Source organism: Blautia sp. BCRC 81119 (assembly GCF_003184505.1).
Classification (GTDB): Bacteria; Bacillota; Clostridia; order Lachnospirales; family Lachnospiraceae; genus Blautia_A; species Blautia_A fusiformis.
This window is the reverse complement of the sequence record NZ_QJHD01000028.1, coordinates 25,382-42,682: the sequence shown is the minus strand read 5'-3', so window position 1 is coordinate 42,682 and position 17,301 is coordinate 25,382. Positions and strand designations below refer to the sequence as shown.

The window sequence follows — 17,301 nt, the reverse complement described above, 5'->3', positions numbered from 1 at the left end:
TGACTCTTCCTTGTTTTGCTTCTGTTCCTATTCGTCTCCAGACATGCGATATTTTCTGATTCCTTTGTATGGCATATGATACCCATCAGGAATATTATCCTGCCACCGCGGAATGCAAATTGCTCCAAATCCAATATGTTTCTGGAGTAATTTACAGGCCTCTTTCAGTGATTTTGCGCCGACGAAATAAACTCCCTTGACATTTGGCCGCTGATACAGCCAGTCTTTCATGTCCCGGTAGCAAAATCCATTGTTCCTGAACATATCCACCTGTAAACGATATGTATTAATTGGTTTCATTTTTTTACTCCTTTTTTTCGTTTTTTGCAATATGCGCGTTTTTGTATAAATGTAAAATTCTGCATATTGCAGGGGATAAAAAGAAAGTACAAAGAAAGGAGAAAAAATATGATAGAAAACTTAACAAAAGAGCAGTATGACAGAATCAAGAGGGCCAAAAACCTCCTTTGCTCTTACTGCGAAACTGAAATATGTAAGGCTTTTCCGGAATCATGTATGGTAATGGACATAATGACAAAACTGGAATCTCAAGCAAAAGAATCAGACATTGTAAGGACTTATGAAGTCGCTTTTGTTGTGTTTGGATATATTCAGAACAAGGATGATGATATCGGATGCATCGAATGCAACGGATTGACAAAGGCAGGCGAAAACTATGTCCTTAAAGATGGAAGAATTTATTATAATGTCGTTGAAAAAAGTCCTCAGGCAGCATACGAACACGGAGTTTGGCTTATGCAATCTGGCGGGACCAACCTCGGAGACGCAGAAATAGTAGACTGGTACTTGGAGCACGTGTCTTGTGAGGATGAATACTGGTACAAAGAAGACCTGGAAGGCTGAAACAATAGACTTGGTGCGATTGCATCAGGTCTTTTTTTTATATTTTTCTTACTTTTGTAAAATTTGGCATATTAAACCTGAAAAAGAAAATTAAAAAAAACGAAAGGAAAAATGGTTATGATTAACACAAAAAGAATAAGTAAAGAATATGGCGACAGTACTGCTGACTACGAAATACTGATGGACCAGGAATATACTGTTGAAGAGTTCATTAACGATGTACTAAAAATTTACCCAAATAACTGGGGCGAATTCCTCATTTCTGATAATCCCGATTCTTTTTTCTCTGCGCATATCGAAGAACGGGAAATCTCAGGCCGACAAAAAGTCGTCCGCGGGTCAAATGCTACGGTTCTAACTTCGAAGTCTGGCGACGAGCCGGAACGGCGAGTTGTCAAAGACTATCAGATTTGGAGTTATAGCCATGGAGAATTCGATATGCTATCTCTTCCGGAAGAAATCAAAAAAGCTAAAATAACAAAGATTTCTGGGAGTGGTGGTTGGACAAGAATGGATTACTGTATGACAATCGCATATCAGAAAAGCCCGCAGACAATCGTTTTCGCAACACACAACGAGAATAAAATAAAAGAGATTAAAAAAATCGTTAAAAATTTTCCGAATTTGGAAAATATTAACTTCATCTCCATGGCTGAAGCAGGAATCGGCGAAGACATTGTGGAAGATGGAAAAACATACGAAGAGAATGCTCTACTGAAAGCAAAGTATGTATGCGAAAAAACTGGTATGATTGCATTGGCGGATGATTCAGGGGTGGAGATAGAAGCCCTGCATGGAATGCCTGGCATTTTTTCAGCCAGATTCCTTGGAGAGCAGACACCGCAAGAAGTTAAAAATGCTTACATTTTGGACAAACTGGAGGATGTCCCATACGACGAAAGAAATATCAAGTATGTGTGCTGTATTGCAGCCGCGTTTCCTGATGGAAGCACAAAAACTACGTTTGGAAAGTTGTACGGCAAGATTGCAGAGAGGATTTCTGATGGTAAAAGCGGCTTTGCATATGACTCCATTGTATATCTTCCTGTATATCGAAAAACGATTTCTGAAATGTCCATGGAAGAAAAATGCAAAGTCAGCCATCGCGGGAAGGCATTGCGGAATATGCTGAAATTTTTAGACGAAAAACTGAAGTAACACCAGGCACTACATCACTAGATGTAGTGCTTTTGTTTTCACAAAAAAAAGCAAATCCTAAAAAATCCTGCATATTGTAGATACACACTGCCGGCCTGCATGCGGGGCAGGAGAACAGACCTGCGGCTTGGCTGCTGAGAAAAAAAACAGCAACCCGTACGATACGGAAAGAATATATCGTTACCTGTTCCGCAGACTTTGCGAGAACAGGCTCCGGCGGTGAAAAAAACAAAAGAAGGTGGAAAAATGGGAGAAAAATTAAACCTGAGGCAGGCTTCTTACGAAGGACTCCAGAATGTGAAAAGAGTAGAGAAAATAACATCTCCGGAATATGACCGGCTGGCAGAAGAAGCGAACAAAAGAATACGGAAAAACCAGTTAAAACAGGCAAAAGCATATGCGGAAGCAGGAATGTATTTTTGCAAGAAATAGCCCTCCATGCAGTGGAATGCTGCATGGAGGGTTGTTTTTTACATAAGTGACAGGAAACCGAGACTTCTTAAATCTGTCAGTCTGGCAATACATCTTTCTCCTGATACCGTATTTTCAGCGAGAGCTGTTTTGTAATCCAAAGCGATTTCTCGGACTGAGTTCTTCAGGATTTTATACACTTCGTCGCTTGGATTGGCCTTGTAAGAAGAAATCAGAACATCATATCTTGCGAATTTGTCAACGTCCAGATGGCCATCCAATGCAAAGAAGGCCGGGTGCTTGTCGCAAAAATTGCCGGAATCCCATAAAAACGACAGCATCTCAATGTTGTAGTCATGACAATCCGGATTCATAATCCTTGGAAGACAGAATGTCTTTCCGGTCATTTCGTCGTTAATCCGTAAAATCCATGGGTCGGAAAAATTGAAAAGACTCCATTTATCTCTGTAACCTAAGCAGGCCTTAATTAATCCGGATGGTATGGTCCAACTGCGGTCTACTGTAATGCTCTGGATGTGAGAGAAGGCATCCTGACCAATGTCAGAAACATAAGGCGGCAGGACAACATTTCGAAAATCTGTCTCCAAAAATGCCTTTTCGCATATATGCGTCAGGCTGCCATGCAAAACTACATGTCTTAAGTTGTGACAGCGGGCAAAGGCAGAAGCCCCGATTGTCTGGACTTGCTCGGGAATCTCTACAGATTCAAGGTTGTCGCAATGAGCGAATATGGATGTTTCCGTAAGGCTGCCGATGTGTTCAATCCCGAGGCCAAATTCAATGCACTTTAAGCCGACCATGTCGGAGCAGGCCTTTGTTCCGATATGTCTTAAGGAATCCGGAAAATGCAATTCCCGGATGTTACAGTTGCCGGAAAAAGCATATGGGGAGATAAATTCCGTTCCGTCAGGGATATGGAGAACTTCTGTTCTCAGCATAGCCGGGCAAGCGATAAGGGTTTTCCCGTCTTTGGAATATAAGATGCCGTCCACGGATTTAAGATATTTGTTCTGCGGCGTTATCTTAATAGTAGAAACACGCCCCAAGATGTGTTTATACACCAGGTCGTACAATGTATTGCCCTTGATTTTCCCCGTAAAATTCAGAAACAGTTCTTCTGTGGCGAGCATATGCCGCAGGCCATGAAGTTCTTCCGAGTCCTGGACCTCAATACAGTATATAAATGAGTAGTCGTAGTTCTTAGATAAGATATAATTTGGTGATGTCTCTATATTTTTCTGCATATTTTATTCTCCTTTTTAAGTTTTTCTTTCCGTAATATGCAGAATTTCTGGCATCTTGCACTGAAAAAATTTTCTTTCGCAAAAAAATTCCCATTCTGGTAAAAATCCTGCATATTGTAAGCACAACAAAAACAGGAGGAAAGCAGGCAAAGGTCCTGCGCTAAAAAAAATGAAAAATAAAAACAGATTTTTAGCGGTATTATGCTCCGCACTGATGGCAACGGCGTCACTTCCAGCCGTAGCCTTGCAGCCGGTTCTCGCCGATGCATCTAAAGTGGTATCTATCGGAAACGACCTGACAGATGCCCAGAAAAAGACAATGATGAAATATTTCGGGATTTCCGGCGATAAGAGTGTGCAGGAAATCACTGTCACAAACAAAGATGAGGTTTCACACCTTTCCGGGTACATCCCGCTTGAACAGATTGGAACAAGGACGGTAAGCTGTGCTTACATTAAACCAACCGAATCCGGTGGCATCAAGGTAAGGACCGCAAATCTGCAGTATGTCACTGCAAACATGATTGCTTCTACACTGGCAGACCTTGGAATCAAGAACTGCGAAGTTGTTTCCGCATGTCCATTCCAGGTATCCGGGACCGGAGCACTCACGGGCGTTATGATGGCTTATGAAAAGGCAACCGGAACGGTCATCAATAAAGATAAAAAGGATATCGCCACGCAGGAAGTCGTTATCACGAAAGATATTGCAAAAGACATTGGCACCGCACAGGCCGAGAACATCGTAAACCAGGCGAAGACCGAGATAGTGCAGAACAATATCACAAACAAGACTGACATCCAGAATACCGTAACGAACATCATCAACAATAACAACGTCAATATCACAGAACAGCAGATTGACAATATCGTGGACCTGGCTGAAGATGTTGCTAACCAGGATTACGATGATTCTTATGTAAAGAACCTGGAGGAGATTGGCGACAATATCAAACAGGAACTGGAAGCAATAAAGAACGACAAAAAAGAAGATACGGATAAATCAGACAAGCAGAAAGAAAAGAAAGAAACAAAAGACAGCGACAGTATTACGGACCAGGTGGACGACAGTGTGCTTGGAGATAATGTTATCTCTTCCTCAACAGATGACCCTGAAATGATTGTCAATACAACAGAGGACGATATGAGCGACATTGATAACGCTGCAGTGATTGAAGATGACATGGACGAAGGCTCAAGCGACACTGGCACGGACGACAGTTCATCCGATGATTCACTTTCTTCCACAGATGTCAGCGACGAACAGGGTGACGACGAGATGACCCCGGTGACAGAAGATACATACGAAGAGCAGACAGAAGGCTCTGAAGATATCAGCAAAGAAGACAGCGTAGAACCTACACAGGAAGATGCCGATAATACGGATGCAACTGACGAAACAGTTACTACCGAGAAAGACAAAAAAGACAAATCCGTGTCTATCTTTGGGTATGATTTATCTGAAATCACAAAAAACGCTGGGGAAGAAGCCTCAAAAGGATTTTCAAAGATTGAAAAATATTTAAAGGAGCATTTTGCCTTTAATGAAGAAAGCAATGACGACAAGGACGCAAATGTCGAAAATCCAAATACGGACGAAAAGATTTCAAACGTAGCAAAAACGCTTTTAGATGCATATTATGATGCGCTGGCTACTGAGAAGGATAGCGCTGAAGATGCAAGCGAAAGCACAGGTGAAGATACAGAGACTGAAAAAACAGAACAGGCGTCCGAGGCCTTTCTGAATAAGGTAAAAGAACTCCTGAATGACGGTAAGATTTCTGAAGACGATGCAAAGAAACTGGAAAAAGAATTTGCAAAAACAGATGCTGACGATGGCGATATTGAAGACGAAGTAACAGAAAGCAATGCCGGAAATGGCAATAGTAATGACAACGGCACAGAGGCTGCAAACGCGGAGTAATACGTTAGCAGAAAAACAAAAGAACCGAAAACAGGAAGACAAAAAAAAAGGAGAAGACCAAAGGTCTTCTCCTTTTTTTTTGTCTAAAATTCAGGAAGCCATTTTCCGTCGTTAGAAAACTGGCATTTCTCGAAACGAAATTCCTGTTTTGCGTCCGGGTATTTATCTTTATCGACTGGGCTGAGAAACATAGCCATTGGGCGGGCGTAGGTCTGAAAATCGCCATACATCGCTTGATAAACAACCATATATTCGTTTGTCTCTGTATGCTTGGCTTCGGCGATGATTCGGTAAAGATATTCGTTTGCCTGCATATCGTCAGTACGCTTAAAATGCTGGACAATGTCACCTGGCTTGATTTCCTCTGCAATATTTTTTTTGTTTACTTTTCTGATTCTGAACATGTTTTTTCTCCTCTCTTAATAAAAAATCAATCGCAATACACATACGCACAACTGTTTGGCTGAATTTCCAGATATGGGACTTTTGCATATAAATCTCTCATCGGTAACGGTTTTCCATTAATTTCAATACTGTCAATGATTATGCATTTTTTCTTAATTTTTCGGATAGTCCCGATACATTTGTCTCCAGTATCTGCCAGGACGAAAGAGATATCTGTTCCAACTGAGAAACGCTTTCCATTATCTGCGCAAAACGTTTTTTCAACTTTCTTCTTGATTTCTTTAACTTCCATTTTACTTTACGGTTCCTTTCTTTTTTAAAGATTTTTCTTACATACTTAATATGCTGAATTTTGCATCGTAGAAAATCATACATATTATTCTTGACGCAAAAAAAATATCTACAAAGAAAGGGAGAAAAGAAATGAAAATGACAGAGGAGAAATACCAGGAATTAACAAAGGCGGGAAATATTCTCTGCAATTGGTGTGAAAACGACGAATGCGAGAAATGCCAGGTGCAGATACTGCTGGATGAGGCGTATGCTGAAGCATTAGAGGAAGGAGTTGTTGAAGAATGAGAGAATACGAAGTTGTTTTTAACGTCTACGGCTATACTCAGTTGTGGTATCACAGTGTCGGAAGTGTATCTTATAGTAGAAAGATAGAACGTAAAGATGACGATGGAAACATTGTTTATATGCTTGAAAATGGCCATATCTCATTCACAGTTGAAGCAAATTCGCCTGAAGCTGCATATGAAAAGGCTATCATCCTATGGATGAAAACTGACACAGGACTTCTTACAATCAATGGTTGGAATCTCCGATGGGTATGCAATGGTGAAAATCGCTGGACGAAGGATGACATGGACGAAGACGGAAATGTTGCACTTGCAGTTGCATGCGAATACGTTAGAGATTTGTCAAAGCCAAAATATAAAGGCAACTACCGGATTGAGGTCACTTTTTCCTGGAACGAAAAAGATGATACAGTATATGATGGATTTTCTACAAAACAGGAAGCATTCAAAGAGGCATGTACTCTGGCCTGTAAAGAAGCATATACACAGAACGAAGAAGCCGCACACGAAAGGACCTGTATGGTCTATTTCGATGCAGCAAATGGAGTTATCCGGCTTCATTACACTTATGACGGAACGTTTTGCCAATACGAAGTCATTCCAGTCAACGAGGAAGAAAAAGAAATCTAAAATATACAAGCCGAAATACTTCCAATTTTCTTAACGGCAGCAGTGATGCTGCCGTTTTTTGTAACACAAAATTAAATAATACTTAAAAATTTTTGCCAAAAAATTCCGCATATTGTATAAAAACAAAAAGGAACGGCAAAAGAAATGACACAAAATACAACATACAGAATCAGGCATTCCGCAAGTCCATATCGTCAGGGAGCGGGAAGACCGCAGTCAGGTCATCAGCCGTATATTTACGGAAATGCGGCAAGAAAATTGGAAATGCTTCCGGACAGTAAAAACACTTACAAAAGAAAAACGGCAAAGCCGGATGTGGTGCAGAGGCCAAAGAAACAGACAAGCAAAGCGGTTTTGAAGAACAGGGCAGCGGCAAAAAGCATGAGCCCGGGATTCGTTATATTCCTTTCTCTAATGTCAGTAGTGCTTATTTTCTGCTGCATCAGTTATCTCCAGGCGAAGTCTGGTTTGACATATAGAATAAAAGAGGTTGCGAATGCAGAGTCACAGTTGGCAGAAATGAGACAGGATAACACAGCTTATGAAGCGCAGCTGAATTCAAGTGTAGATATTAATAAAGTAAAAGAAATCGCGATTAAAAATCTTGGAATGAAGTATCCATCCAACGAACAGAAGATGACATATAAACTGGACCACGAACAAGGGTATGTCAAACAATACATCTTCGATATTGAGGAATAGCCATTTTTCTTTTTTCTGCTTGTTTTGCATATTACAAAGGTATAACATTAAGACTGGAGGAATACAATATGCAAAACAAAGCAGTATTGGACTACATGTACACAATTCTTTGCCATAAGGATGAAGGCACCGCTGAACATTCTTCGCGTGTCGCCGCTATAGCACACACTATTGGAAAGAAGATGCGGCTTTATGATGATGATATGGAGTTGTTGGATGAAGCATCAAGACTTCATGATATTGGAAAAATCCGCGTGGACACAAATATCCTGAACAAGCCGGGGAAACTTACCGAAGAAGAGTTTTCCGAAATCAAGAAACACACCATGTACGGATATTCCATCGTAAGCCAGCAGGACTCTGCAGTGGCAAATGTCGTTCTGTCGCATCACGAAAGATACGACGGCAATGGATATCCGAATGGGATTTCCGGAACCGATATTCCGCTATCTGCAAGGATTATTGCAGTCGCGGATTCGCTGGACGCTATGGCATCTGACCGCTGCTACCGGAAAGCGCTGCCATGGGCTGTATGCGCTAAAGAAATAGATAAGAACGCAGGAAAGATGTATGACCCGGATGTCGTGCACGCATTCGATTGTTGTGCAGAAGAAATCAAATCCATACTCACATGCTGAAAGAATTGCAGGAACCAGGCAAAGCGCCTGGTTTTTTTTGTTTTTTGGGAAATCCTGCATGCTGAAACAGATAAGAAAAATAAGGAGGCCAAGCTTATGAGTAACGAAAAAAAGAGAAATGCAAATAAAATAATAAAAAATACAGAACGGAAACTTGAGGGTGCTGAGAAGTATATGGATGGCGATATCACAGCGAAAGGCCTGTCTGTAGCTGCTGGTATGGCAAAAACAGCAGAAAAAACAGGTCATACATTCTTTGACATACATAAAGCATTAAAAGCATCCAAAAAAGAAGACGAAAATATGTCCAGAAGTGAAAATAAAGCGCAAAAGCAATTTGTAAAGACAGATGATGCCATGCGTGATGTTGACACGGCACAGCAGCAAAAAGGAGGAGAACGCCAGGAACGGCCAAGGTTTATCAGAAAAAGACAGACTGAGAATCAGGAAAAAGAGCCTGAAAGGAATAAGACGGATGAATCACGACTGGAGCGTGAACGGGCTGCAAGGCAGAGAGAGGTGGAACAGCAGCGCCAAAGAATGAAAGAGGAGGCACAACGAAATGGAAGGCTGCATGATGGGAAAGAACAGGCGATGGTACATGATATGACAGAGCAGGTCCTCGGGCAGACGTACAAAGTGCCTGGAACAAATATCAGTTATGACGATGCGTCAATCATGGCAAAAAATAATATCCGTGATTCTGCTGAATTAACAGGAATATCTCTGGAAGACGATGGTTTCGCAAATTCTGTTGAAGAAGTCCAGGAAATGATGAAAGGATACGTATTCAACGGGGTTCCGGATATTGATGAGGTTTATGACATGACAAAAGACAAAGGCCCTGATGTTATTGCTCAGGCGTATGTAAATGTCCTGAAAGAGACAGACGTAAAAAGCAATATTCATACACTGACAAAGATTGATGAAAAGTTCTGTTTTGAGCATCAGGCTTTTGAGAAACAGTTTGATTATATCCGTGAGCACGATTCTGCTGCGGACCGGGTGCTTGACAAAGTTGAAATGGAAATGGGCAGAGACCGAGCCGATGGATAAAAACCTATCGGATTCGATAGGTTTAGAATTTTACGGGCAGCCGCTTCGCGGCTGCTTTTTATTTTTTCCCTCAAAACTCATATTGAAAGTGTAAAAAAAGATTCCTTCTCAAAGAAGGACACACAAAGAAAGGGGAACAAAAAATGAAAAAAAGCGCAAAAAGAGGATTGGTAATGTTATTGACACTGGTGATGACACTGATAGTATCAGCACTTCCGGCGGCTGCCTGCAGAAACAACTTCGTATTCAGCAAGTACGGGGTATGCAGTGGAGCAACGAGGGAAGACGCAGTCATTGGATACTGGCAGGCGAAAACCAAATCTGGTATTTCTAATCTGGAAGTCAAAGCAAACAAGACATTCACAATGACGACTGGACGAAATAAAAAATCCGGAAAATGGACACTCGATAATCTGCTAACACTTTCAAGCGGAAAGGAAAAGGTAAGATTCTATTACGGAAATAAAACACTTGAATCCGTAAGGACATCTGAGACTATCGTTTACCACTATGTCAGCAAAGTATCACTTCCCAAAAACATCAAAAAGAATGTCAGGATTAATAATTTTTCTGGCAAGTGGGAAGCAAGAGAAGTCGATACTGATGACCAGTTAAGATTTACTCGGCTTGTCATTTCCGTAAGGAACGGAAAGGCTGATATCTACATGAGACGTGGTTTTACCGGAAAGACGGTACGCGTAGCAAAAAAAGTCAAACTTAATCTCTCCAAAAAAACCGGTGCTGCTTCCTTCACAACGAAAATTTGCGGAAGAAAGGTGTCCGGAAAATTGTATGTGCTGTCAAATGGCAACAGATACATCTATGCGAATTACCAGGTTGGAACGGCCGGCATCCGCATGATAAAAACGCGCTAAGTTGTTCAGAAGGAGACCAGATGGTCTCCTTTTTGCGTGCAAAAAAAAGAGAGATTCAAAATCTCTCTTAAAGACTTTGGCAGGACTAGAAACGCTGCAGCGCTCCACAACCAATGATGCGGCCTGCCTCGTCGCGGCGAAGGTCTGCCGGGACAAGAACGTCAGTTCTGTCCGGCACAGCCTGTGCCACAAGTGTAGAAGTCAGATAGATGACTCCCTCCTGTGGCTCTGGCAGGTCTGTTACAACGGTGTCAAACACCGTTTTCGTTACTGGAATGCATCCAAGTATTCCGACCTGTTCTGAATGACATCCAACACGAGCGATAATTCCAGAGGCTGGGATTGTAAAGATAGTCTCATCCGGAAGGATGAGATTTACGTCGTGCGGAGTCAGATTCGCAAATTTTACGTGTCCGCCGTTTTCAAAAATCATTCCTGTCATTTTAAGATTTTCATTTGTCATAATAATAATTCCTTTCTTGTTTAAAAATTCACATAATCAACACTTAATATGCAAAAGAAATTACGCAGTGAAAAACGCTATCGATGGACGGAAAAACCCCGTCCACGCTCTACACTCCGACTTCGTCGTCGTTTGTCAGCGGATAAAGCCGTACTGCGTTCAGCCTAACGGCTTCACTTGTCAGCCTCTACGAGGCTTGGTACACGCGAGCTATGCTCGCGGTATCATCGTCGGGCGGGAACTTCCCGCCCGTGTCTGGTGAAGGTGAGTGTGAATTCACCGAATCATACGAAAAAAAATATTTAAAAAAAACGTCTCTTTGGGATTTTATTTGGCATATTATATATGCAGGTAACAGGGCAGTAAAGAAGCCTTGTCAACCTGTGAAAAATGCAGGTCTGCTCCGGCCGGGCGGAAACCACATTTTTTAAGTGCATCGGGCACAATTCTGGCGCCGAGTGCCGGATGCGCAGGCTAATCTGCATGGTAGTGCAAAAAATGGCCAAAATGTCGACAAAAAAAGCAAAAAAAAGCGGCCAGTGTCCGCTAAATGCATGAATTAAGTTTTTTTTGGGAACTGCGAATGTAAGAAACGAGGTATTCGCATGCCCCGCAAGTGGAAGGGTGTTAGGATATAAAGCGGGAATCCTCGGCAATTAAATTACCGAGATGAAAGCGACTAATAAATAAAAGTATCGCTTGCGATTTTTTTAAAAAAATATATCCAAACAAGCAAATTTTTCAGCATATTATATATGAGCATAAAAGAGACGTTCTCTTACCTTAAGAATAGGTTGCTCATTACAATATAAAGCAGCGACCTGAAGCAAGTATGCAAAAAAGAAACAGTCTCTGACTGTTACACCTTCTGTTTAAAACTTCAGGTCCATAGGAGCCTCGTCGTGTCCTGCTGTGGCATGTCTGCAGCCGGGCCTCTGTCCAGGGATATTTCTGGTGCATACGCTTGCATATGCGTTGGTTGTATTTCTCGCAGATAAAAGCAGTTGTTAGTTTACCTGGGTGTTTTCGGATGCTCGGTGATTCATATTTATTCTGGTAACGACTCCGGCAAAGCCGGGGAGCTATCAATTGCCGAGAGGTTCACAGCGCGGCGATAAGTTTTTGTCCCATTGTAGTTTTTCAGCATAGGTTGGTCGAGAGGTGAGAATCCGTGACGCTAAGGACGCGCTGTACCTGGCGATGACGTAAGCCAGAAGGAGGCAGAAGTTAAGCGAAGCGATGTATTCCGTGTAGCTGAACAAGGGACAGGTTGTTCTTGCCCGATGAAAGATAGCAGGTATGGCCTGCTTCTGAATGGGGAAACCTGAGCAAGATATGCTATCTGCTCCAGTCGTAGACTTGGAACAGAGGGACAAGAACAACAAAAAAGCAACAAGAAACAGTTTTGGCGGGCCTGGCGGCCCACCGGTAAATTCTATTTTTACTGCCAGCCTGCGTACAAGCAGGTAGTTAAGCTTCCGGCGGGGAAACTCCCCGGGAAAAACTGACTGCGGCAGGTGGCTGTCAGTTGCAGAGAGAGAGATGAAATCTCGTGTATACGACAAAAACAGCCACAAAAAAGAGCAAAAAAAAGCAGCGTGGGGCTTCGTGTAATCTGCAGTAGCACGTGGCAGCGCTGGAATGTATAAGCGTGGGGCTTCGTGTAATCTGCAGTAGCACGTGGCAGCGCTGGAATGTATAATGGAAAGAAAAACGGCATGCCGGCTTAATCCGGAGCAACATGCCGTTTTTTTGCTGCTTATTTTCAGGCATATTGTAAAAAACTAAAAAGAAAGGAACAAAAGATATGCCAAAAACAGAATACGAAAAAGGTTACGAAGATGGGTTTTCTGACGGCTTTAGGCTTTGCCAGAAGATATATTCCAATGTGATAGACCTTCTCTGCAAGGCGTTTCAGAAAAAAGAACAAAAAGAAAGAAAACTGATTTCCGAACAGCCACAAAGAAGAAGCGAAAGAAGAGGTTTCCGGGACATTCCAATTGACGGAAACCTGCAGGTTGGAGATGTTATCTACACCAAGGCAAATACCGTGCTGGATATCGGTATTGTCAAAAGTGTCAGTCCCCTGGAAGTATATTCTAGATGTACACGATACGATTACGGCTATCCGAGCCTCTACGGGGCGCCGGAACTCTGCCGCTGGTACAATTCAGGCGTTAATGTATCTTTTACACGATGGAAAGAAATTTCTTATGACGCCGGAACGGACGATGTCTGCCGGGCGATTGGAATAGCATATTTGCGATGCTGATTTTGCTGGCGGCTTTGGCTGCCGGCATTTTTTATGCGTTTTTTTGCTGCTTATTTTCCGGCATACTGTAAGAAACTAAAAAAGAAAGAGGAAGTATAATATGGAAAAACCAGAATATGAAAAAGGATACGAAGCCGGATATCACGACGGGGCGAAAGATTGTCAGAAATTGTACGGCAAAATTTTGGACTATGTTTGCAGTATGTTTCAGGAACAGGAAAAGAAAAAAGAATACAGAGAACGAATGGATAGATGTAAAGAAAGACGAAAAACGATTGAAAAGATTATAAGTGGCAGGCCAGTTAGACCAATGATTCTCAACAAGCCAATTGACGGAAGCCTTAAGGTTGGAGATATCGTCTTCACAAAATCTCATGTCGTTCTGGATGTCGGTTTTGTGAAAAGCACATTTCCACTGAGGATATACTCGCGAAGTACTAAATATGATTTTGGCGGAGTTCCTGGCGAGGTCGAGCTCGCATTAGGACGCGTAAACCATTACCACTGGTATTATTCCGGGGTTAATATGTCTTTAGACAAGTGGAAAGAAATATCATTAGACGCCAGTGCTGAAGAGGTGTGTAAAAAAATTGGGATTTCGTATCGAAGGGAGTAAGAAAAAGAGCCTATCGGCTCTTTTTCTTTGCGCGCAAAAACAAAACATTTCGCAAATGTTACATTTTATTTAAAATTCGGCATATTATATTTGTTGCACAAGAAAAGCAACAAGTATAACAAAGAAAAAGAGGTAATATAAAAGATGAGAAAAAAAATTGTAACTTTAACTTTAGCGATGATGCTGAGCGCTGCCATGCCTGCTGCAAGTGTTTATGCTGACAGGGAAGATGACCTGCGGGCTGAGCAGGAGGCCACAAGCCAGCAGTTAAACGAAACTTATTCACAGATTGATAACTTATATTCACAGAAGCAGCAGCTGGAAAACGAAATCAACTCTCTGGATGCGAACCTCGTTAACGTGATGGTGTCCATCCAGACGCTGGAAGGAGATATCGCTAACAAAGAAACCGATATCTCAAAAACAGAAGACAACATAAAAAAGGCAAAAAAAGCAAAAGAAAAACAGTACGAAGCGATGAAGAAACGTATTCAGTATCTATACGAAAAGGGTGGCGACACAGCCTGGTTTCAGATGATGATGAATTCAGAGAGCCTGACTGACCTTCTTAATAATGCTGAGTACACACAAAAAATGTATACATACGACCGAAAATGTTTGGACAAATATGCAAATACCATTACAGAAGTACAGAAACTGGAAGACCGTTATCAGCAGGAAAAAGCTGAACTTGAAGGGATGAAGCAGGAGCAGGAGACCGAGCAGGCAAACCTGCAGGCTGCGATTGATTCCAAGCATGCAAGTTCTGCAGACTGTGACAATGAAATTGCCTATGCTCAACAGATGGCGAATGATTACGCAGCACTGATTCAACAGCAGCAGGCCGAGATTGAGCAGATTGTCGCAGAGAAAGAGGCTGCGGCGAGGGCAGAGGCAGAGAGGATTGCGGCAGAGCAGGCTGCGGCTGAAGCAGCGGCCGAAGAAGCAGCGAAAGAACAAGAGGACGGCTCAGATGAATATGAAGAAGATAAAAACAACGGTGAGAATGATGAAGAGCCGGAAGATGATGACAATGAGTATGATGAGGAATCAGATAGAGAGGACGAAGAGTCAGATGACGCTGGGGAAGAGGAGGATACTTCAGGCGAAAGCGATGACATGAATGGAGAAGGAAATCAAGAAGAGGATTATGGCGAAGATGAGGCGGAAAGTAATGAAACAGATGAAGCCGAATCAGACAGCGAAACAAGTGATGAGCCAAGCAATGAAGCGGCAGATTCAAGCGATAGCAGCACAGAAAGCAGCAGTGAAAGTGCTTCAGGTTCCGGCTCCGGCTCTTCCGTTGTAGATTATGCGACTCAATTTGTCGGAAATCCTTATGTCTGGGGCGGTACATCCCTGACAAATGGCGCTGACTGCTCAGGATTCGTACAAAGTGTCTATTCAAACTTTGGCGTGAGCCTTCCAAGAACATCTTATGAACAGCAGAACGCAGGGCGTGAAGTCTCTTATGCAGATGCACAGCCAGGAGATTTGATTTGCTACGGCGGCCATGTGGCTATCTATATGGGGAATGGACAGATTGTTCATGCGTCAAATTCAAGAGACGGAATTAAAATAAGCGATAATGCGGCTTATAGAACAATTTTGAGTGTTAGGAGATTAGTATAAAACCAACAAGACCCGGTGTAAAAACACCGGGTCTTGCATCGATGGTAATGCCTCCATTACCAACTGCCCTTAAGGGCTGTCTTGCGCATGGATATAGTATATCAGGAAGCCAGAAAAATTTCAAGTTATAAGTTTACAGGCACCGGATTTATCCGGTGCTTTTTCTTATGCCACAGAATCTCGCATATTGCAATAGAAAACAAAAAACTAGCAACAAAGAGAGGAGAAGAAAAATGGAAATAGAATACGACTGGAGTGAACTACTCGGCAATTAAATTACCGAGCATCTGATGTGCGGAGCCTGGGCCCCGTAGATTCAGGGTGGGTCCATACCACCACTACTGTTTTTTACGCAGCTACCTTTAAGACATAAGGATGTGAGATAGATTTGGCATCAAATGTTAGGTCTATCTCTTTTTGTTTCAGATAAAGTCGCAATATGTTGAATGCTCCAACGCAATCTGCATTCCAGGCAAAATCATTATCTAGGTATAATCCACGCTCCACACGATTCGACTTTTTCGCATATCTCCGGATGACATCTGGAGCCAATGGACTTGTCTGGCTGGAATATGCTTCGCTGATTACTTCCAGACGGATTCCTTCCAAAGCCAGTTTATAAGCCAGCATGGTTGTCAGCTGTTTAAATGGCAGGCTGTGAAGTTTCTGATTCGTCTTATCTCCAAAGTCTTTGTCTTTTCGTATATTGGTCCAATCGCCAATGATGACTGTGTGGATGTTGTGCAGTTTGCAATACATGGTCATACAGCGTGTGACTTTATGAAGATAATCATGGATGTGGTTTCGTTTACTCTGATATAGCCTTTGCGCATGTTTGGATAATTTCGGATATTTTACTCCATGCTCCGCCTGAGTTCTTGCCCACTGGGACTGTATCCTTGCAATCTCTTTATCGTAATATCTACAAATAGAAAGGTATTTTCGTCCAATGATAAAAGTATTGGCTTTTTCAGATGTGCTGTCGTAACAGGTCATCAGGTTGTGGACGCCAAGGTCAATGGACAGATACCGGCCATTATCTGACAGCATATCCTCATCTGGAATTTCATAGACAACAATGACTTCGCATACCCCATTTTCAGGTGGATACAATTTTATCTGTTTTATCATATCAACGTCCTTAAAAATACGGTTTTTAAGGTAAAGGAAAGTATCGTTGATTTGGTAAGTTTCAGACATGTATTTCCTGAGATTTTTGGATATGGAGAGCCTTATGGTGTCGCTTCCGGGCTCATGCACAATCCCATTCTGCATATAAGTAATGGCGATATTGTCATGTTTAAAACGTGGCGGTTTAGGGTCCTCAATGCCTCCTGATTTCTTCAGGAAATAAAAAGACTTCCAGGCCTTATCCAGTTGCTTACATATTTCCTGTGCTGTTTGCGACGGAAGCTGTTTAAACCACAAACCATCCTTGTGCGCAGACTTCTGATAATACCAGTCAGGATATTTTACTGGCAGTGATAAGCCTTTGTAATTCTGTCGCTCATAGTTACAGACATTCCAAAGTTTATATGCTGCATAGCACATATGCCCAATGATATTAGATTCTGCGTTATTTAATTTGATAGTTGTTTTTTGTGATAGCAGCATATAGATTCCTCCTTCCTTGAATTTCTTATTTATATTTAATATGCCAAATTTGTGATAAAATGTAAAATTTTGCGAAAAAAAATCTCCGCATGAGATGCGGAGATAAAAAAGTCGTATACGATATTTTTATTTTTTATGCACTTTCATCTCGGATATAGAATAACCGAGGATTCCCGCTTTAAATCCTAAAAAATA

At 42.0% G+C, this 17,301-nt stretch carries 19 protein-coding genes; 13 read left to right on the top strand and 6 right to left on the bottom strand.

Going from position 1 to position 17,301, the window contains the following annotated elements; genetic code table 11:
• Positions 1–27: 27 nt before the first annotated feature.
• Positions 28–300 carry a hypothetical protein gene (locus tag DMI82_RS15610; RefSeq protein WP_110103833.1) on the bottom strand — a complete coding sequence of 91 codons (273 nt, stop codon included), beginning with the start codon at positions 298–300 and terminating at the stop codon, positions 28–30.
• A 108-nt stretch (positions 301–408) separates the two neighbouring features.
• Here DMI82_RS15610 and DMI82_RS15605 point away from each other — a divergent pair, with 108 nt between their 5' ends.
• The 3 genes from DMI82_RS15605 (at position 409) to DMI82_RS15595 (ending at position 2,454) form a co-directional block, all read left to right on the top strand.
• A complete protein-coding gene (locus DMI82_RS15605) occupies positions 409–864 on the top strand; it encodes a hypothetical protein (protein WP_110103832.1) in 456 nt (151 codons plus the stop codon).
• A 117-nt stretch (positions 865–981) separates the two neighbouring features.
• On the top strand, positions 982–2,022 hold the full coding sequence (rdgB, locus tag DMI82_RS20595) for an RdgB/HAM1 family non-canonical purine NTP pyrophosphatase (protein WP_330409287.1): 1,041 nt from the start codon (positions 982–984) through the stop codon (positions 2,020–2,022).
• Positions 2,023–2,268: 246 nt separating this feature from the next.
• Positions 2,269–2,454: a hypothetical protein gene (locus DMI82_RS15595; protein WP_146207171.1), complete on the top strand. Its 186-nt coding sequence runs from the start codon at positions 2,269–2,271 to the stop codon at positions 2,452–2,454.
• Between the two features lie 38 nt (positions 2,455–2,492).
• Here DMI82_RS15595 and DMI82_RS15590 read toward each other — a convergent pair whose 3' ends face one another.
• The gene (locus DMI82_RS15590; RefSeq protein WP_110103830.1) at positions 2,493–3,698 is read right to left on the bottom strand and encodes a leucine-rich repeat domain-containing protein; all 1,206 of its coding nucleotides are present in this window, start codon (positions 3,696–3,698) and stop codon (positions 2,493–2,495) included.
• Between the two features lie 169 nt (positions 3,699–3,867).
• On the opposite strand from DMI82_RS15590, the gene DMI82_RS15585 reads away from it, so the two are divergent.
• Complete coding sequence (locus tag DMI82_RS15585; RefSeq protein WP_110103829.1) at positions 3,868–5,622, top strand: DUF1002 domain-containing protein; 1,755 nt, start codon at positions 3,868–3,870, stop codon at positions 5,620–5,622.
• An 83-nt stretch (positions 5,623–5,705) separates the two neighbouring features.
• On the opposite strand, the gene DMI82_RS15580 is transcribed toward DMI82_RS15585, so the two are convergent.
• Together DMI82_RS15580 and DMI82_RS15575 are read right to left on the bottom strand one after the other, a co-directional pair.
• Positions 5,706–6,026 carry a DUF1653 domain-containing protein gene (locus DMI82_RS15580; RefSeq protein WP_110103828.1) on the bottom strand — a complete coding sequence of 107 codons (321 nt, stop codon included), beginning with the start codon at positions 6,024–6,026 and terminating at the stop codon, positions 5,706–5,708.
• Positions 6,027–6,052: 26 nt separating this feature from the next.
• Complete coding sequence (locus DMI82_RS15575) at positions 6,053–6,319, bottom strand: hypothetical protein (RefSeq protein ID WP_110103827.1); 267 nt, start codon at positions 6,317–6,319, stop codon at positions 6,053–6,055.
• A gap of 131 nt (positions 6,320–6,450) precedes the next feature.
• Here DMI82_RS15575 and DMI82_RS19885 point away from each other — a divergent pair, with 131 nt between their 5' ends.
• The 6 genes from DMI82_RS19885 (at position 6,451) to DMI82_RS15550 (ending at position 10,509) form a co-directional block, all read left to right on the top strand.
• Complete coding sequence (locus DMI82_RS19885) at positions 6,451–6,606, top strand: hypothetical protein (protein WP_158526488.1); 156 nt, start codon at positions 6,451–6,453, stop codon at positions 6,604–6,606.
• On the top strand, positions 6,603–7,238 hold the full coding sequence (locus DMI82_RS15570) for a hypothetical protein (RefSeq protein ID WP_110103826.1): 636 nt from the start codon (positions 6,603–6,605) through the stop codon (positions 7,236–7,238). The genes DMI82_RS19885 and DMI82_RS15570 overlap by 4 nt, the downstream gene beginning before the upstream one ends.
• A gap of 144 nt (positions 7,239–7,382) precedes the next feature.
• On the top strand, positions 7,383–7,940 hold the full coding sequence (locus tag DMI82_RS15565; protein ID WP_110103825.1) for a hypothetical protein: 558 nt from the start codon (positions 7,383–7,385) through the stop codon (positions 7,938–7,940).
• 68 nt (positions 7,941–8,008) lie between these two features.
• Positions 8,009–8,578, top strand: coding sequence for an HD-GYP domain-containing protein (locus tag DMI82_RS15560; protein ID WP_110103824.1), 570 nt, complete (start codon positions 8,009–8,011; stop codon positions 8,576–8,578).
• A gap of 96 nt (positions 8,579–8,674) precedes the next feature.
• Positions 8,675–9,634 carry a hypothetical protein gene (locus DMI82_RS15555; RefSeq protein WP_110103823.1) on the top strand — a complete coding sequence of 320 codons (960 nt, stop codon included), beginning with the start codon at positions 8,675–8,677 and terminating at the stop codon, positions 9,632–9,634.
• A 143-nt stretch (positions 9,635–9,777) separates the two neighbouring features.
• Positions 9,778–10,509, top strand: a complete 732-nt coding sequence (locus tag DMI82_RS15550) for a hypothetical protein (protein WP_110103822.1) — start codon at positions 9,778–9,780, stop codon at positions 10,507–10,509.
• 85 nt (positions 10,510–10,594) lie between these two features.
• Here DMI82_RS15550 and DMI82_RS15545 read toward each other — a convergent pair whose 3' ends face one another.
• Complete coding sequence (locus DMI82_RS15545; RefSeq protein ID WP_199579977.1) at positions 10,595–10,972, bottom strand: hypothetical protein; 378 nt, start codon at positions 10,970–10,972, stop codon at positions 10,595–10,597.
• Positions 10,973–12,779: 1,807 nt separating this feature from the next.
• Between DMI82_RS15545 and DMI82_RS15540 the strand changes: the two genes are divergently transcribed.
• From DMI82_RS15540 to DMI82_RS15530, 3 genes are all read left to right on the top strand, one after another.
• Positions 12,780–13,244, top strand: coding sequence for a hypothetical protein (locus DMI82_RS15540; protein ID WP_110103821.1), 465 nt, complete (start codon positions 12,780–12,782; stop codon positions 13,242–13,244).
• Between the two features lie 100 nt (positions 13,245–13,344).
• On the top strand, positions 13,345–13,860 hold the full coding sequence (locus DMI82_RS15535) for a hypothetical protein (protein WP_110103820.1): 516 nt from the start codon (positions 13,345–13,347) through the stop codon (positions 13,858–13,860).
• A 144-nt stretch (positions 13,861–14,004) separates the two neighbouring features.
• A complete protein-coding gene (locus DMI82_RS15530) occupies positions 14,005–15,492 on the top strand; it encodes a C40 family peptidase (RefSeq protein WP_110103819.1) in 1,488 nt (495 codons plus the stop codon).
• A gap of 348 nt (positions 15,493–15,840) precedes the next feature.
• Here DMI82_RS15530 and DMI82_RS15525 read toward each other — a convergent pair whose 3' ends face one another.
• A complete protein-coding gene (locus DMI82_RS15525) occupies positions 15,841–17,106 on the bottom strand; it encodes an RNA-guided endonuclease InsQ/TnpB family protein (protein WP_199579976.1) in 1,266 nt (421 codons plus the stop codon).
• Positions 17,107–17,301 lie beyond the last annotated feature (195 nt).

Coding starts and splice junctions, on each gene's coding strand:
- DMI82_RS15610 (WP_110103833.1), bottom strand. CDS start 300: ATGAAACCAATTAATACATATCGTTTACAGGTGGATATGTTCAGGAAC.
- DMI82_RS15605 (WP_110103832.1), top strand. CDS start 409: ATGATAGAAAACTTAACAAAAGAGCAGTATGACAGAATCAAGAGGGCC.
- rdgB (WP_330409287.1), top strand. CDS start 982: ATGATTAACACAAAAAGAATAAGTAAAGAATATGGCGACAGTACTGCT.
- DMI82_RS15595 (WP_146207171.1), top strand. CDS start 2,269: ATGGGAGAAAAATTAAACCTGAGGCAGGCTTCTTACGAAGGACTCCAG.
- DMI82_RS15590 (WP_110103830.1), bottom strand. CDS start 3,698: ATGCAGAAAAATATAGAGACATCACCAAATTATATCTTATCTAAGAAC.
- DMI82_RS15585 (WP_110103829.1), top strand. CDS start 3,868: ATGAAAAATAAAAACAGATTTTTAGCGGTATTATGCTCCGCACTGATG.
- DMI82_RS15580 (WP_110103828.1), bottom strand. CDS start 6,026: ATGTTCAGAATCAGAAAAGTAAACAAAAAAAATATTGCAGAGGAAATC.
- DMI82_RS15575 (WP_110103827.1), bottom strand. CDS start 6,319: ATGGAAGTTAAAGAAATCAAGAAGAAAGTTGAAAAAACGTTTTGCGCA.
- DMI82_RS19885 (WP_158526488.1), top strand. CDS start 6,451: ATGAAAATGACAGAGGAGAAATACCAGGAATTAACAAAGGCGGGAAAT.
- DMI82_RS15570 (WP_110103826.1), top strand. CDS start 6,603: ATGAGAGAATACGAAGTTGTTTTTAACGTCTACGGCTATACTCAGTTG.
- DMI82_RS15565 (WP_110103825.1), top strand. CDS start 7,383: ATGACACAAAATACAACATACAGAATCAGGCATTCCGCAAGTCCATAT.
- DMI82_RS15560 (WP_110103824.1), top strand. CDS start 8,009: ATGCAAAACAAAGCAGTATTGGACTACATGTACACAATTCTTTGCCAT.
- DMI82_RS15555 (WP_110103823.1), top strand. CDS start 8,675: ATGAGTAACGAAAAAAAGAGAAATGCAAATAAAATAATAAAAAATACA.
- DMI82_RS15550 (WP_110103822.1), top strand. CDS start 9,778: ATGAAAAAAAGCGCAAAAAGAGGATTGGTAATGTTATTGACACTGGTG.
- DMI82_RS15545 (WP_199579977.1), bottom strand. CDS start 10,972: ATGACAAATGAAAATCTTAAAATGACAGGAATGATTTTTGAAAACGGC.
- DMI82_RS15540 (WP_110103821.1), top strand. CDS start 12,780: ATGCCAAAAACAGAATACGAAAAAGGTTACGAAGATGGGTTTTCTGAC.
- DMI82_RS15535 (WP_110103820.1), top strand. CDS start 13,345: ATGGAAAAACCAGAATATGAAAAAGGATACGAAGCCGGATATCACGAC.
- DMI82_RS15530 (WP_110103819.1), top strand. CDS start 14,005: ATGAGAAAAAAAATTGTAACTTTAACTTTAGCGATGATGCTGAGCGCT.
- DMI82_RS15525 (WP_199579976.1), bottom strand. CDS start 17,106: ATGCTGCTATCACAAAAAACAACTATCAAATTAAATAACGCAGAATCT.